Origin of the sequence: Flavobacterium degerlachei (assembly GCF_900106645.1) — a bacterium.
Classification (GTDB): domain Bacteria; phylum Bacteroidota; class Bacteroidia; order Flavobacteriales; family Flavobacteriaceae; genus Flavobacterium; species Flavobacterium degerlachei.
Genome location: NZ_FNMV01000017.1, coordinates 65,854 through 81,717, shown reverse-complemented (window position 1 = coordinate 81,717; position 15,864 = coordinate 65,854). Strand labels below are relative to the sequence as shown.

Below are 15,864 nucleotides of genomic sequence, written 5' to 3'. Positions count from 1 at the left end.
AGTTTAGAGGCGTTAGAAATGTGGAATTCTTTCTTTTTAGACTAACTAATATTTATGCGTGATTTTTATCGCTCCACAGGTTTTGGACATGATCCCATTTAGGGTTGGCAGAGCGTCGGTTACAGCTAATGAGAAAAAGATATAGTTGGTGTTACCAGCAAAATTTTTCTCGTAAATCATATATGTCTTTGTTGATTTATAGTCTCCTATAGAATCAGAAATATTTTCGCTATATTCACATGGTTTTTGTGCAAATGCATTAAAGCTTAAGAAGATTAAAGTGATGGTAATTAGGTGTTTCATTTTTATTTTATTTTGGTGCAAATTAATACTATTTTATTATTATTTGTATCAGTTGTAAAGAAACAATACGTATCTCCTCCTTCTTTAATTTTCCATTTTTTGCGGATATTTTCAACCGTATCTTGGAAATTACGGGTTGTGATGTTCGCCTTTTTATTTTGTAAGTAAGTTTTCATTTCAGTTTTGTTGTAGGGAATACAATTTTCAACTTCAAACACTCTTCCTGGGAATGGAACTAGGCTTGCTGATGTGTAAATGTGCGAATGTTTGTGTAGCTTGTCTAAGTTGTAAAACAAACCCACTTGATCAAAACCTCCTGACTTCATTATGGCACTATTGGGTTCATACACATATTTTTGTGGCAGACCATAAGTTGGTGGTTTAGTTTCTTCATTTAATATAAAATCAAAAGACTCTGTTTTTTCTTTAAGGATATTTACAGTTTTAATCTGGACTTTTCCAGTATAGTTGGAATGCAATTCCCATAAAAGCTCTTTCACTTCATTTTCCAAAGCTATAATATGAATTTTTTTCACATGCTTGAGCTCTGATAATCCAGCAGAAATATCGAGAAGAGGCGCTGTTTTTATTAGTATGGCATTTGTATTCTCAAAATAGTAGTCGAGATTTTCGGGAACATTAGGTAAACAGTCCTTAAGTAGGAATACTTTTCCTTTAGCATCATTCCTTCTGGAAGGGTCAATATAGATCCAATCCCATTTTTGATTTAATGTTTCTAAAGTTGATGTGCTATCTCCGGGGTAGCATGTGATGTTCTTAGCCTCTAATTGTTCAAAATTATGTTTGACTATATTTGAAAGCTCTAAATTGATTTCACAATGGGCGACAGTTTTTACTTTTTTCGAAAAATAATAATCATCTACACCAAAACCACCCGTTAAATCGATTAGCGACTCTCCTGCGATGATAGAAGCTTTATGCAAAGCGGTTTTTTCCGAGGAGGTTTGCTCTATCGAAATTTTACTGGGATAAATGATGTTTTTAGTGTCGAACCAAATGGGTAACTTATCCTTAGCTTTTGCTTTAGCTTCAATTTGGTTCAAAATCGAAATCCATTCCACATCTGGAAAAGGGTTTTTTTGAAGCGCTAAAGTTGAAATTCGTTTATCGATATTTGCTTTAATAAACGATTGAATTTCGGGATTTAGAATCGTTAAATCCAAGATTATAAATTTTTTGTTAATAGTCGGATTACGGTATTCTCGGGAAAGAATTCTTTACCTATTACTTTTATAATTGTATAAAAAGGAACGGCAATGATCATTCCTAAAATGCCAAAAAGATAACCTGCGATCAAAATAACGAGGAATATTTCTAAAGGATGTGAGCTAACACTTTTGGAAAAAATTATCGGTTGTGACAAGTTGTTGTCGATTACTTGAACAAGCCAGAATCCTATTAAAACATAGATGGTAGTTGGTAAAATTTCTGATTGAAAGTCACTACCTAAATTACTCATCATTGTTAAAATGGCGGCTAACACGGATGCAATTAACGGACCAATGTATGGAATTATGTTTAGTACCGCACATAAAAAGGCAATGATTAAGAAATTAGGAACACCAAAAATTAATAAAACAATTAGATATAAAATAAATACAATAAACAATTGCAGTAGTAATCCGATGAAATAACGCGATAGTAAGTTGTTAATTTTGTCTAGAGAATTCAAAATTTTATCCTCATGCGTGTCTGGGATTAACTTTCTAGCCCCTTTCATAAATACTACACGGTCTTTTAAAAAGAAAAAAGTTATAAATAGTACAGCACCTAAACCTATTCCAAAACTACTGATTGTCGCTACGATTGCGTTTAGAAAATTGGGAACTACATTAAAATTTATTTTTGAAGTTATATTAGCTTCTTTCAACATTTCGGAGGAGTCAATATGATAGCTCTCCAGAAATAATGCAAACTGATTCATTAACTGCACTATACTTTTTTCAATTTCAGCGGTATTGAGAAGTGATAAATTTTGACCTTGTGATAAAATCAAAGGGATAAACATCATGATAAAGCCTAGGATAATCAATAGGAATAATATCACCGTTGCAATAGTTGCAAAAAGATGATTGAACTTGAAGCGCTTTTTAAAAAAGTGTAAAACAGGAAGTCCAATCAAGGTTAGAATCAGGGAAACAGCCAAATAAATCAGTACAGACTGAATCTGATAGAAAAAGTATAAAATTAAACTACAAAGTACGACTGTTAGTAAGGCGCGAAGAATCCCATTGGAAATGGTTTTTGATGTAATCATGGTGTAATTTATATTTGCGCATAAAGATAAAAAAACTAGCTAATATGCAATGAATTTTCTTTTCTATTGTTCAAGGTTTTTATCCGCTACAACTATCTCCATCTGCCATAGACAAATAGTATAGTCACGTTTGATGTTCAACCTTTGTGAACATTTGCAAGGCGCTGCTGTCAGGATCTTTTAAATATTTTAATGACAAAAGATTATGACTATTACATTAGTCTTTTCGTGAATTTGTGAGACTCAGTTAAAAGTCATTTATAATAAATATTAAAAAAAAACTCGCTACTAAGTAGCGAGTTTGTAATATCAATAGTATTGAAATTTAAATTCCAAAACCTGATCTAGCTCCACCAGAAACAAATAAAGCTGACATTCTTGATTTTTGACCGTTTGTAAACATATACATACCTCTGTCGTCTGTATAATCCATATAGTTCATTGTCATTTCATTATGAGCAGGAAGACAAGTACTTACGTAAGGATAAGTTGGAACTCCAAAGTTTGATGTTTTGTGAACTGGAGTATCAGATACTAAATCATTTCCACAAGAGGCATCACCCCAAATGTGTCTTAGGTTCATCCAGTGACCTACTTCATGACTTCCTGTTCTTCCTAAGTTGTAAGGGTAGCTTGCTGCGCCAGATACTCCAAAATAATTTGAATCAATTACAACTCCATCAGTTGAACTAGAGCCTCCAGGAAATTGGGCATAACCCAAGATTCCACCACCAATTGTACAAGCCCACATGTTAAGTGTTGTTTCAGGTGATGTAGGATCAATTCCACCTCTTTTTGAATTTTTCATTACGTCTCTAGTTCCCCAAGAGGTTTTGTTAGTAGATTTTCTAATAACTTGTACCAATTCAAAAGTGATTCCTACATTAGCCGCTACTCCAGCAAACTCAGAAGGAACGCTGTTAAAGTCAGGGTTTGTAGCATTATAATCTTGATTTAAAACATCTATTTGAGATTGAATTTGGGCATCTGAGATATTCTCTGCGGCAGTTCTATACAATACATTAACTACTACTGGAATGACTATTTTGCCATTCACTAAACGATTGGTTAACATCGATTTTTGAGTAAAGGCTTCGATTTGGTTCATTTTCAAAGCTAAAGTCGGGTCGGCTTTTAATTGTGCATCTAACACATCTTGAGAAGCACAACCACGTTTTGTAACTGCCGAAGCTGATAAATCTGTAGAGTCCGTCTGGTCATTTTGGCAAGAAAACAACATCATTAATGCCATTGCGGATAATAGTAATTTTTTCATAATAGGTTTTGGTATTTGTTAATAAAATTTTGTTTTGGTTAATAATGACGCAATTTTATAACAAAAATGATTAATAAAAAAAATATTTATTAGTAATATTTTAACAAGAAAATAGAAAGTCTTATTTGACGGGCTGTTACAGTGGTAGCGGAAAAATAATATTTATATATTTATAAGAAATAACTTATATATAAAAATAATTATACAAATAAAATGCAGTTTAACGATTAAATAACACACTTTAACCGATAAATTTATTTTTAAAAAATAGTGATTTATTTTTTTTAGAGAATTTCAGCTAGTAAAATGATCTATATATATCAGATTGTCAATTTCATTTAGGGAGGAAACTCTCCTTCGGGAGTTCATCATTTGCTTTTTAATTAAAGCAGATAAAATTTAGCGAAAGATGTATAATGAAATTGTATTTCATTTTAATAAATACAGTAAGGATTATTGCATTATATAACATAGTGTAAGACTATCTTGTAAAAATAAAATTTATGGTAAAAGGAGTTGTGTCACTGCTTGAAAATGGAAAGCAATGTTATTTAATTATTAAAAATATAATTGATGATGTTAGCTCCCATTTTTAGTGCTTTTTGATGCACAGTAGTTGGGTCATTATGTACTTCTTGATCTTCCCATCCATCGCCTAAATCGCTTTGGAATGTATAAAGTAATACCAGTCTATTGTCTGAAAAAATCCCAAATGCTTGTGGGCGTTTTCCATCATGTTCATGGATTTTGGGCAATCCGTTAGCGAAAAGAAATGGTTTTTGAAAGATGGGGTGATTTGCAGGTATTTCTACCAATGCGTTATTGGGGAATATTTTCTTTATTTCCTTTCTAATATATTGGTCCATTCCGTAATTGTCATCAATGTGGAGGAAACCGCCTGAAAGTAAGTATTTGTTAAGGTTAGTTACCTCTGAATCGCTGAAAACGACATTTCCATGGCCGGTCATATGAAGGAAAGGATAGGAAAATAGATTTGGACTTCCTGGTTCAACGGTAGCGGGTTTGCTGTTTATTCGAGTATTTATGTTGGCATTGCAATATTTGACCAAATTGGGAAGCGATGTAGGGTTGGCATACCAATCCCCACCGCCACCATATTTTACCAATGCGATTTCTTGAGAAAATGAAGCAATAGAAATTAACAGTAAAACTGAATATATTCTTTTCATAATTCCTTTTAAATAAGGTTACTCTTCATTAAAGAAAACAACGCTGTGACAGGCTACAATTGCTGCCGTTTCTGTTCTCAGTCTGGTATTTCCTAGTGATACCGGAACGTATTTTTTTTCTAATGCCAATGCGATTTCTTTCTCTGAAAAATCACCTTCTGGACCTATAAGTAGGGTAACACTTTCATTAGGTTTTAAAACTGATTTCAGTGTTTTCTTATCTGTTTCTTCGCAATGTGCAATCAATTGTAAGCCTTCATTTTTATGTTTCAAAAACTCTTTAAATGTAATGGCTTCGTTCAATTTTGGAAGATATAATTCATTAGCCTGCTTCATGGCAGTCAAAATTATTTTATCAAAGCGGTCATTCTTGATTACTTTTCGTTCAGAGCGGTCACAAATAATAGGGGTAATTTCACTAATACCAATCTCGGTTGCTTTTTCCAGAAACCATTCGTAACGGTCATTCATTTTTGTTGGGGCAACTGCAAGATGTAAATGAAATTTCGGGGCTGGTTTTTTTTCGAAAGAAAGTACCTTAACTGTGCATTTACTATCAGAAGCCAAAGTGATTTCAGTTTCAAATAAATAACCTGATCCATTGGTTACAAATAAAATATCACTGTCTTTTTTGCGTAATACTTTTATTATATGTTTGCTTTCCTCTTTATCAAAAGAAAAGTTTTCAGTAGTTTCATCAATATTAGGATTGTAAAATAATTGCATAGTTTAGAATTGAATTCGTGCTTTTGAAACGACTGCTGAAGTTTCGAATTTTTGTGATAAAAACTTTTGATAACCTACAATTCCAATCATTGCAGCATTATCGGTTGTGTATTCGAATTTTGGAATAAAAGTCTTCCAACCGTATTTTTGTTCGGCTTCTTTAATGGTTTTCCTAATGCCAGAATTAGCAGAAACACCTCCGCCAATAGCAATTTGCTTTATACCTGTTTCTTTTACGGCTAATTTTAATTTGTCCATCAATATTTCAACTATTGTATATTGTATAGAAGCGCAAATATCATTTAGATTTTCCTCAATAAAATTGGGGTTCTCCAGTTTTTTCTTCTGAACAAAATACAAGATTGCCGTTTTAAGTCCTGAAAAACTGAAATTCAATCCAGGTACTTTCGGTTTTGTAAAGGCAAAGGCTTTTGGGTTTCCCAATTGTGCGTACTTGTCAACTAGAGGACCACCAGGATAGGGTAGTCCAAGGATTTTTGCGCTTTTATCAAAAGCTTCACCTACCGCATCATCCGTTGTTTCTCCAATAATGGTCAAATCAAAAAAGTCGTCCACTTTTACAATCTGCGTATGTCCTCCACTTATAGTCAAGGCCAAAAAGGGGAAACTCGGTTTTTCATATCCTTCTTCACCAATAAAATGGGCTAATATATGGGCATGCATATGATTGACAGCAATAAGTGGAATATCTAAGGCTGAAGCCATTGATTTTGCAAAAGAACTCCCTACAAGGAGTGATCCCATCAAACCGGGACCCTGAGTAAATGCTATTGCGGACAACTGTTCTTTTTTAATATTGGCATTGCGAAGTGCAGCGTCAATTACCGGAACAATATTTTGTTGGTGTGCACGAGAAGCTAATTCAGGTACAACGCCTCCATATTGGGTGTGAATTAATTGATTTGCAACAACATTCGACAGTACTTTATCGTTATGTAAAACGGCTGCTGCCGTGTCATCACAGGAACTTTCGATTGCTAAAATAAAAACCTCGGAATTTTGCATAAAAGGGCACAAATTTTGAATTATATTTGACACGCCGTTATTATTTTTTTAATTTTACGGCGCAGCCAAAATTAAAGAATTTTTATTAAAGGTGCCGCTCTTTCCTTGGGCAAAATGAATAATTAAAAAATTATAACAACATACTAGGTATCAAAAAATTCATTAAAATACTTTTTCGCTTTATTCTCGGCCTTATCGTGCTATTATTGGCAGTTGGTATTGCTCTTTCGTTGCCCTTTGTTCAGACTAAAATAGCCATATATTTTACTAACAGCATAAATAAAGACTATGGTACCCATATAGGTATTGAAGGAGTTAGAGTTTCGGTTTTTGGGGGAGTAAAATTTAAGAATGTCTTGATTTTAGATCATCATAATGATACCTTAATTTATTCTAAAATTATTAATACCAATATATTAGAAGGGAAAAAAATATTGGATGGTGATTTAATATTTGGAAACATTCGTTTAGACGGCTTGCTGTTTAATTTGAAAACGTATAAAAACGAAAAGGAAACTAATATTGATAAATTTATAAATGCTTTCAATACCGGGAAACCATCGGGTAAGCATTTTTTACTAAAGGCAAATAGAGCCTATATTTCAGATGGGCACTTTATCCTAACTGATGAGAACAAAGCAAATCCCAAAGATGTTGATTTTACCAGACTTAATGCCAGTATTAGTGATTTTCTATTGTATGGCCCTGCTGTAAAAACTACAATTAATAGAATGTCTTTTCAGGACCACCATGGTTTGTATGTTGTTAATTTGAGTTCTAAGTTTAGTTATACTAAAAAAAGTATAAAGCTTGAAGCACTTGACTTATCGACCAAAGAGTCAAAATTGAAAGGGGATATCTTTTTGAATTACAAGATCGAGGATTTTTCAAACTTTACTGATAAGGTCAAGTTTGATGTGAATATTAACTCTTCGAAATTGGCTACCAATGACATTAGACATTTTTATAATGAATTGGGGAAAAATCAATACTTTACAATTAATGCTAGTATTAAAGGGACCTTAAATAATTTAAATGTTACAAAATTAAAGCTTGTTGATTCCAATAAATCTCAAATAGTAGGAAATGTAAATTTCAAAAATCTCTTTGGAAATAAAGAGCAAAGGTTTTTTATGGATGGGAATTTTGATAAAATTTCAAGCAGTTATGAAAAATTGGTACGTTTACTTCCAAATGTTTTGGGCAAAAAATTGCCTAAAGAGGTGAAAAAAATAGGGAATTTCACTTTGATTGGTAATTCTCAGTTAAGTGCCACTAGCCTTGATGCTGATTTTTCAATGCTTACCGATCTAGGAAAAGTGCAGTCTCAATTAGAGATGAATCGTATTGACTTTATTGATAAAGCATCTTATGTAGGTAAGATTGTGTTGGATGATTTTGATATAGGAACATTATTGGAACGAAAAGACCTTGGGAAAATAACAATGAACATTGATGTTGATGGAGTAGGGTTTACTGAAAAATATCTGAATACCGCAATAAAAGGGGATGTTAGCAAAATAGATTTCAAAGATTATACCTATAATAATATAGTTTTAAACGGAAACTTTAAAGCTCCAAATTATAAGGGGCAAATTTCTGTAAATGACCCAAATCTTACGATGAATTTTGACGGTTTATTGGACTTAAGTAATAAGGACAATAAATATGATTTTCATATTAATGTTGAAAATGCTGATTTGCATAGGTTAAAATTAGTAAAAGATTCTGTTTCCGTTTTTAAAGGTGATGTTGTTGTTCAAGTAAGCGGTAATACAATTGAAAATTTGGAAGGAAATATTTATATAAAAGAAACGTCGTATCAGAATGAAAAGGATACTTATAGTTTTGATGATTTTAATATAAATTCCAGTTTTGATCAAGATCGAGTGCGTACGATTACAGTGAATTCTCCTGATATTGTTCAAGGTGAAATTGTGGGTAAGTTTCAATTCGACCAATTAGGTAATTTAGTCAAGAATTCGTTGGGAAGCTTGTATACAAATTTCAAACCTGACAAGGTGAATAAGGGACAGTTTTTGAAGTTTAACTTCACTATTTATAATAAAATCATTGAAATATTCTATCCTGAAATTTCCATTGGTTCAAATACCGTTGTTAAAGGGAATATAAAGTCAGATATTCAGGAGTTTAAGCTCAACTTTAATTCTCCTCAAATTGTAGCTTCAAAAAATATTTTTGACAATATCAGAGTGGCAATAGATAATAAAAACCCTCTTTATAATGCTTACATTGAACTAGATAGTATTAAAACGAAATACTATAAAGTTCGTGACTTTAGTTTGATTAACGTAACAATGAAAGACACCCTGTTCTTTAGATCAGAATTTAAAGGAGGATCGCAAGGAGAGGATTATTTTAACTTGAATCTTTATCATACAATAAATAAGAATAATGAAAATGTGGTAGGGATAAATAAATCTGAGATGAAATTTAAAGATTATCTCTGGTTTTTGAATGAAGATGAAACTCCAAACAATCAGATTGTTTTTGATAAGGCTTTTAAAAATTTCAATATTGACGACATTATACTTTCTCATGAAGATCAGGCTATATCGCTCAAGGGTACTATAAAAGATAACATAAATAAAGATTTGAAATTAAGCTTTAAGGATGTTGATTTGTTTAAAATTACTCCAGCAAGCAGCAAGTTCGTTTTTAATGGGAATATAAATGGAGCTGTAAATTTCAAACAAAATGATGAGATTTATAAACCTACCGCATCATTAGTTATAGATCATTTAAATATTAATGAAACTGATCTGGGTATTCTTAAATTTGATATCGAAGGAGATCAGAATTTGGAGAAATTTACCATAAATTCTTTCTTGGAAAATGAAAATTTAGAATCTTTTAATGCCTATGGAAATTTCAAAATTGTAAATAAGGAAACGGTTCTTGATATGAATTTAAAACTGGCTAAATTTAATTTGGGAGTATTAGGTTCATTAGGAGGAGATGTAATATCCAAAATTAGGGGATTGGTTACAGGGAATGCTACTATCAGGGGTAATGTTGATAAACCAGATATTAATGGCCGACTTTTTCTAGATGATGCTGGTTTGACCATTCCTTATCTCAATGTCGATTATGAATTAAACGAAAGATCAGTAATTGATCTTGCTGAACAACGGTTTTTGTTTAGAAACAATACTCTGACCGATTCAAAATTTGGTACAAAGGGTGTGCTGAATGGAGTTGTTGAACATAATAATTTTGGGGATTGGAAATTAGATTTATCTATTGATTCCAGAAGGTTGTTGGTACTTGACACAAAAGATAGTGAAGATGCCGCATATTATGGAACTGCGTTTATTGACGGAAGTGCAACTATTAAAGGGCCAACGAATGGCTTGTTTATTAAGGTTGAGGCAAAATCTGAAAAAGGTACTGAAGTCAAAATTCCGATTAACTCCGCCGAAAGTGTCAGCGAAAATGCCTTCGTTCATTTTTTGACCGAAAAAGAAAAGTATAATATAAAAATGGGAATTGTTGAGGATAGTCGACGATATAAAGGGCTTGGACTAGAGTTTGATCTTGATATAACTCCAGATGCAGAGATTGAAGTAATTTTAGACAGAAATTCAGGACATGGAATGAAAGGGAAGGGTTTCGGTTCGTTACTTTTCAAGATCAATACATTGGGTAAATTTAATATGTGGGGTGATTTCCAGGCATATGAAGGAAGTTATAACTTCAAGTACGGAGGACTTATAGACAAGAAGTTTGATGTTAAAAAAGGAGGTTCTATTATTTGGGAAGGAAATCCTATGAAAGCCCAATTGAATTTAGAAGCGGTATATAAAACGATTGCAAACCCAGCTGTTTTATTAGAAAATTCATCGTTTAATAGGAAAGTGCCAGTGGAAGTAATTATTGGTATACGTGGTGATTTAGCTAGTCCGGAGCCTGATTTTAATATCGAATTCCCTACGGTTAGTAATGTTCTAAAATCAGAGATTCAGTATAAACTTAATGATAAGGATGTACGACAAACACAAGCGTTATATTTATTATCCTCAGGTGGTTTTTTAAGTTCTGAAGGAGTCAATCAGTCTGACTTTTCAGGAAGTTTGTTTGAAACAGCATCCAGTTTATTGGGAGGAATTATTCAATCAGATAATGAAAAATTTAAAGTAGGACTTAATTATATTTCTGCAGATAGAAGAATCGGCCAGGAAACGGACGGTCGTGTTGTAGCTACCATCTCGTCAAAAATCAATGAAAGAATAACAATAAATGGAAAAGTTGGGGTTCCATTTGGAGGTATAAATGAATCTGCAATTGTAGGGGATTTAGAAATTCAATATAGGGTAAATGAGGATGGAACGTTAAACTTACGCCTGTTTAATAGAGAAAATGATATAAATTATATTGGGCAAGGTATTGGGTATACACAGGGAATTGGTGTTTCATATGAGGTCGATTTTGATACTTTCAAGGAATTGGTCAATAAAATATTCAAAAATCACACATTAGGTAGTGAAAAAGCAGCTGTTGATCAATTTCAGGATTCAAATTTAGCGCCAGAATATATAAATTTTTCTAAGCCTAAGGCACCGCAATCTGAAAAACCCAAGAAAAATCAGGAAGCAATAATTCCGAATGAAGATTGAATCTTCTTAATGGTTTTAGTACAAAAGGTCTTACTCTACATTTTCTTCGATTCCTAATAATCTACAAAAAAAAAACTTAGAATAAATAAATAGTCCAGTTGGTAATAGTCTTAAATGACTTGAAATAGTTTTTACTTGCTATTTGTTTTTTCAAAAAAATACTTAGAGGATAAATAGTTGTTTCCTTTTTTTAAGCTCGTTAAAAAGAGGAGCGTGAATCGCAAGTTTCTAGTCTTGAATATTAGTAGTCAAAACAGAGGTGTTTTTGTCTATTATTAGTTAATTATCAATTAAAAATTGAAAAAATTAACTTTTGTGAATAAAAACTGTGTTTTTTTTGATTTTAATAAAACTTATTAACGAAAACGTTTGAATTTAATTCACTTAACTAATTTAGTAAAAAGATAACGCTAAAAGTGTAATATGTTTGTTAATTTTACACTTTAATACTTAAATAATGCCAAAAACAATAAAAAAAGTAGGGGTTCTTACTTCAGGGGGAGATTCTCCTGGAATGAATGCCGCCATAAGATCAGTTGTTAGAACTTGTGCGTACCATAACATTGAATGTATAGGAATTTATAGAGGATATCAAGGAATGATTGAAGGTGACTTCAAAGAAATGGGACCTCGAAGTGTAAATAATATTGTCAATAAAGGGGGGACAGTTTTAAAATCAGCTCGTTCTATTGAGTTTAGAACTCCAGAAGGAAGAAAAAAAGCCCATGCACATCTTGTGAAAGCAGGGATTGATGCCTTAGTGGTAATTGGAGGAGACGGAACATTTACCGGAGGTTTGATATTTAATACTGAATTTGATTTTCCAGTAATGGGAATTCCAGGAACAATTGATAATGATATATTCGGGACTAGTCACACACTAGGATATGACACAGCCTTAAACACCGTAGTGGATGTAATTGATAAAATTAGAGATACTGCTAGTTCGCATAACCGATTGTTCTTTGTAGAGGTTATGGGTAGAGATGCCGGTCATATTGCTTTAAATGCTGGTATTGGTGCTGGTGCCGAAGAGATACTTATTCCAGAAGAAGACTTAGGATTAGAAAGATTGTTAGATTCTTTGCAAAAGAGTAAAGCGTCTGGTAAATCATCAAGTATTGTGGTAATCGCAGAAGGTGATAAAATAGGTAAAAATGTATTTGAACTGAAAGATTACGTAGAAGCAAATTTACCTGAATATGATGTTAGAGTTTCTGTTTTAGGCCATATGCAACGTGGTGGATCACCTTCTTGTTTTGATAGAGTTCTAGCTAGTAGATTAGGTGTGAAAGCAGTAGAATCTTTGTTAGAAGGAAAGTCAAGTTATATGGTAGGTTTGCAGAATGACAAAGTAAATCTAACTCCTTTGGAGCAAGCCATAAAAGGAAAATCAGAGATTGATAGAGAATTGTTAAGAGTTTCTGACATCATGTCAACATAAAAATAGAGTAAAGTTTATAGTGAGGAAATTAGACTTTTTAATACGTTAATCACAAAAAAATAAAAAAATGTCAAAAGTAAAATTAGGAATAAACGGATTTGGTAGAATAGGAAGAATTGTTTTTAGAGAGTCTTTTAATAGAGACAATGTAGAGGTAGTAGCAATCAATGATTTATTAGACGTTGATCATTTAGCTTACTTATTGAAATACGATTCAGTTCACGGACGTTTTAATGGTACTGTTGAAGTAAAAGATGGACAACTTTTCGTAAACGGAAAAAATATTCGTATCACTGCTGAAAGAAATCCAGCTGACTTGAAATGGAATGAAGTTGATGTTGATGTAGTTGCTGAATGTACTGGTTTCTTTACTACAGTTGAAACTGCGAATGAGCATATCAAAGGTGGTGCTAAGAAAGTAATTATTTCTGCTCCTTCTGCTGATGCTCCGATGTTTGTAATGGGAGTAAATCACGATAAAGCTTTAGCTAGTGACCTTATTGTTTCAAATGCATCTTGTACAACTAACTGTTTAGCTCCATTAGCTAAAGTTATAAATGATAATTTTGGAATTGTTGAAGCGTTAATGACTACTGTTCATGCTACAACTTCAACTCAAATGACAACTGACGGTCCTTCTAGAAAAGACTGGAGAGGTGGACGTGCTGCTTCATGTAACATCATCCCTTCATCTACAGGTGCTGCAAAAGCAGTAGGAAAAGTAATTCCAGAATTGAATGGAAAATTAACAGGAATGGCTTTCCGTGTTCCTACAACAGATGTATCTGCAGTAGATTTAACTGTAAAAGTTGCGAAAGAAACTTCTTATGAAGAAATCATGGCTACTTTAAAATTAGCTTCTGAAACTACAATGAAAGGTGTATTAGGATTTACTGAAGATTTAGTTGTTTCTCAAGATTTTGTTGGTGACTCTAGAACTTCTATCATTGATGCTAACGGTGGAATTGGATTAAATTCAACTTTCTTTAAAATCATCTCTTGGTATGATAATGAATATGGTTATTCAAGTAAATTGATTGACTTAGCAGTACACATTTCTGCATTAAAATAATATTATTTAGTTATTTAGTCCCGTCAAAATATTTTTTGACGGGATTTTATTTTTTTATTTTTATATTGTATCGGATTTAACCATATCGATCTTAGATTGAGAATAGAAATCCAAAACCAAAAACCAAAAAGATGAGATTAATAGTTGATAGTGGTTCTACGAAAGCCGATTGGATAGCGATAGATGATAATGGTAAAGTGTTGTTTACAACACAAACTTTGGGATTAAACCCTGAGGTACTAGAGGCAGATGAAATTATTGAACGTCTAAATGATCGTTTTGATATCTTGCAAAACAAAAAAAATGCAACACATTTGTTTTTTTATGGAGCAGGTTGTGGGACTGATAGAATGAAGCTTAGCTTATCGCAAGTTTTTAAAAGTTATTTTCCAAACGCCATAATTTCAGTTGAAGAGGATACTTATGCTGCAGTTTATGCTACTACTCCTAAGGGACAAAAAGCGATTGTTAGTATTTTGGGAACTGGATCAAACTGTAGTTATTTTGACGGTAAAGAATTACATCAAAAAGTGCAATCATTGGGTTATATTGTAATGGATGACTGTAGTGGAAATGTTTTTGGAAAAGAATTGATCAGAAAATACTATTTCAATAAAATGCCAAAAGAATTGGCAGTAGAATTTGAAAAAGAATATGATTTAGACCCAGATGCTGTTAAAAGTAAATTATATAAGGAACCTAATCCGAATGCGTATTTGGCAACTTTTGCCAAGTTTTTAATTCAACATAAAGACACAGAGTTTTGCAAAAAAATCATTTTCAAGGGAATGAAATCGTTTGTAAAAAACTATATAAGGCAATACGATAACTGTAAGGAAGTTCCTGTGCATTTTGTAGGTTCTATCGCTTTCTATTTGAAAGACGAGTTGCAACAGACTTTTGATAAATATGATTTAAAATTAGGGAACGTTCTTAGAAGACCTATTGACGGACTAATAGCTTATCATATAGCAAATAAATAATAGAACATTAGCTATGGAAATTGCAATTATTGCACATGACGGTAAAAAAGCAGATATGGTTCAGTTTTTGAATAAAAACACTGCTATTTTACAAAATGAAAAAATAAAACTCGTAGCAACTGGAACAACTGGAAGTAAGGCCGAAAAGGCTGGATTTAAGGTTAAAAAAATGCTTTCGGGACCTTTGGGAGGTGACGCTCAAATTGCTTCAAGAGTAGCAGAGGGTAAAACTAAAATGGTTTTGTTCTTTAAAGATCCGCTAGCGAGCCACGCTCATGAAGTAGATATCAATATGTTGCTTCGTGTTTGTGATGTTCATAATGTGCCAATTGCAACAAATGAAGCTACTGCTCAGTTGCTTTTAAATGCAATTACAATGAAATTATAGAATTTTATATTCTGAATATATATATACTTAAACCGTTTCATATACTGAAACGGTTTTTTTATTAGAATAGTATCAAAAAAAAATGTCCCGCTTTTATATAAGTCGGGACATTTTTTTGAGATCTATTTTGTTAAACTATAGAATAGCAATCATAGAAATTTCGACATTTACATTTTTTGGTAAGCATGCCACTTGAACCGTTTCACGTGCTGGAGCAGTTTTCTCGTTAAAATAAGAAGCGTAAATGGTATTTATACGGGCAAAATCATTCATGTCCATGATGAATATGGTCGTTTTTACCACATTTTCAAAGGTCATTCCTGCAGCTTCAAGTACCGCTTCCATGTTCTTCATTACTTGTTGTGTTTCAGCTTCGATGCTATCCATAACTAAATTCCCTGTGTCAGGGTCTAGGGCAATTTGTCCTGAAGTATAAAGAGTATTTCCTTTAAGTACGGCCTGATTGTAAGGACCAATAGGAGCAGGTGCTTTTTCTGTAAAAATTATCTTTTTCATACTATTAAGTGTAAATTTATGTTTA

Annotated in this window: 13 protein-coding genes; 5 read left to right on the top strand and 8 right to left on the bottom strand. The window is 32.6% G+C overall.

What is annotated here, in order from left to right:
* Window positions 1-45 precede the first annotated feature (45 nt).
* The 7 genes from BLV91_RS15330 to tsaD all read right to left on the bottom strand — a co-directional run bounded on the left by BLV91_RS15330 (window position 46) and on the right by tsaD (window position 6,799).
* Window positions 46-303: a hypothetical protein gene (locus BLV91_RS15330; protein ID WP_175514022.1), complete on the bottom strand. Its 258-nt coding sequence runs from the start codon at window positions 301-303 to the stop codon at window positions 46-48.
* A gap of 2 nt (window positions 304-305) precedes the next feature.
* Complete coding sequence (locus BLV91_RS15325; protein ID WP_091434851.1) at window positions 306-1,487, bottom strand: THUMP-like domain-containing protein; 1,182 nt, start codon at window positions 1,485-1,487, stop codon at window positions 306-308.
* Window positions 1,488-1,489: 2 nt separating this feature from the next.
* Entirely contained in the window at window positions 1,490-2,581 is a 1,092-nt protein-coding gene (locus tag BLV91_RS15320) for an AI-2E family transporter (RefSeq protein WP_091434849.1), read from the bottom strand.
* Window positions 2,582-2,906: 325 nt separating this feature from the next.
* Window positions 2,907-3,857, bottom strand: coding sequence for a zinc metalloprotease (locus tag BLV91_RS15315; RefSeq protein WP_091434847.1), 951 nt, complete (start codon window positions 3,855-3,857; stop codon window positions 2,907-2,909).
* A 551-nt stretch (window positions 3,858-4,408) separates the two neighbouring features.
* Complete coding sequence (locus tag BLV91_RS15310; protein WP_091434845.1) at window positions 4,409-5,047, bottom strand: DUF4159 domain-containing protein; 639 nt, start codon at window positions 5,045-5,047, stop codon at window positions 4,409-4,411.
* A gap of 18 nt (window positions 5,048-5,065) precedes the next feature.
* Window positions 5,066-5,773, bottom strand: coding sequence for a 16S rRNA (uracil(1498)-N(3))-methyltransferase (locus tag BLV91_RS15305; protein ID WP_091434843.1), 708 nt, complete (start codon window positions 5,771-5,773; stop codon window positions 5,066-5,068).
* A gap of 3 nt (window positions 5,774-5,776) precedes the next feature.
* On the bottom strand, window positions 5,777-6,799 hold the full coding sequence (tsaD, locus tag BLV91_RS15300) for a tRNA (adenosine(37)-N6)-threonylcarbamoyltransferase complex transferase subunit TsaD (protein WP_091434841.1): 1,023 nt from the start codon (window positions 6,797-6,799) through the stop codon (window positions 5,777-5,779).
* A 197-nt stretch (window positions 6,800-6,996) separates the two neighbouring features.
* Between tsaD and BLV91_RS15295 the strand changes: the two genes are divergently transcribed.
* From BLV91_RS15295 to BLV91_RS15275, 5 genes are all read left to right on the top strand, one after another.
* Window positions 6,997-11,436 (top strand): translocation/assembly module TamB domain-containing protein, encoded by a 4,440-nt coding sequence (locus BLV91_RS15295; protein WP_091434839.1) that lies wholly within the window; start codon window positions 6,997-6,999, stop codon window positions 11,434-11,436.
* A gap of 457 nt (window positions 11,437-11,893) precedes the next feature.
* The gene (pfkA, locus tag BLV91_RS15290) at window positions 11,894-12,880 is read left to right on the top strand and encodes a 6-phosphofructokinase (RefSeq protein WP_091434836.1); all 987 of its coding nucleotides are present in this window, start codon (window positions 11,894-11,896) and stop codon (window positions 12,878-12,880) included.
* 67 nt (window positions 12,881-12,947) lie between these two features.
* Window positions 12,948-13,952, top strand: a complete 1,005-nt coding sequence (gap, locus tag BLV91_RS15285; RefSeq protein WP_091434834.1) for a type I glyceraldehyde-3-phosphate dehydrogenase — start codon at window positions 12,948-12,950, stop codon at window positions 13,950-13,952.
* Window positions 13,953-14,083: 131 nt separating this feature from the next.
* Window positions 14,084-14,935 carry an N-acetylglucosamine kinase gene (locus BLV91_RS15280; RefSeq protein ID WP_091434832.1) on the top strand — a complete coding sequence of 284 codons (852 nt, stop codon included), beginning with the start codon at window positions 14,084-14,086 and terminating at the stop codon, window positions 14,933-14,935.
* A 13-nt stretch (window positions 14,936-14,948) separates the two neighbouring features.
* Window positions 14,949-15,323, top strand: coding sequence for a methylglyoxal synthase (locus tag BLV91_RS15275; protein WP_091434830.1), 375 nt, complete (start codon window positions 14,949-14,951; stop codon window positions 15,321-15,323).
* A 135-nt stretch (window positions 15,324-15,458) separates the two neighbouring features.
* Here BLV91_RS15275 and BLV91_RS15270 read toward each other — a convergent pair whose 3' ends face one another.
* Window positions 15,459-15,839 (bottom strand): RidA family protein, encoded by a 381-nt coding sequence (locus BLV91_RS15270; protein ID WP_091434828.1) that lies wholly within the window; start codon window positions 15,837-15,839, stop codon window positions 15,459-15,461.
* Window positions 15,840-15,864: the final 25 nt, after the last annotated feature.

What these genes read in the sequence shown, in the direction of transcription:
- BLV91_RS15330 (WP_175514022.1), bottom strand. Translation starts at nt 303, where the DNA reads ATGAAACACCTAATTACCATCACTTTAATCTTCTTAAGCTTTAATGCA.
- BLV91_RS15320 (WP_091434849.1), bottom strand. Translation starts at nt 2,581, where the DNA reads ATGATTACATCAAAAACCATTTCCAATGGGATTCTTCGCGCCTTACTA.
- BLV91_RS15315 (WP_091434847.1), bottom strand. Translation starts at nt 3,857, where the DNA reads ATGAAAAAATTACTATTATCCGCAATGGCATTAATGATGTTGTTTTCT.
- BLV91_RS15310 (WP_091434845.1), bottom strand. Translation starts at nt 5,047, where the DNA reads ATGAAAAGAATATATTCAGTTTTACTGTTAATTTCTATTGCTTCATTT.
- BLV91_RS15305 (WP_091434843.1), bottom strand. Translation starts at nt 5,773, where the DNA reads ATGCAATTATTTTACAATCCTAATATTGATGAAACTACTGAAAACTTT.
- tsaD (WP_091434841.1), bottom strand. Translation starts at nt 6,799, where the DNA reads ATGCAAAATTCCGAGGTTTTTATTTTAGCAATCGAAAGTTCCTGTGAT.
- pfkA (WP_091434836.1), top strand. Translation starts at nt 11,894, where the DNA reads ATGCCAAAAACAATAAAAAAAGTAGGGGTTCTTACTTCAGGGGGAGAT.
- gap (WP_091434834.1), top strand. Translation starts at nt 12,948, where the DNA reads ATGTCAAAAGTAAAATTAGGAATAAACGGATTTGGTAGAATAGGAAGA.
- BLV91_RS15280 (WP_091434832.1), top strand. Translation starts at nt 14,084, where the DNA reads ATGAGATTAATAGTTGATAGTGGTTCTACGAAAGCCGATTGGATAGCG.
- BLV91_RS15275 (WP_091434830.1), top strand. Translation starts at nt 14,949, where the DNA reads ATGGAAATTGCAATTATTGCACATGACGGTAAAAAAGCAGATATGGTT.
- BLV91_RS15270 (WP_091434828.1), bottom strand. Translation starts at nt 15,839, where the DNA reads ATGAAAAAGATAATTTTTACAGAAAAAGCACCTGCTCCTATTGGTCCT.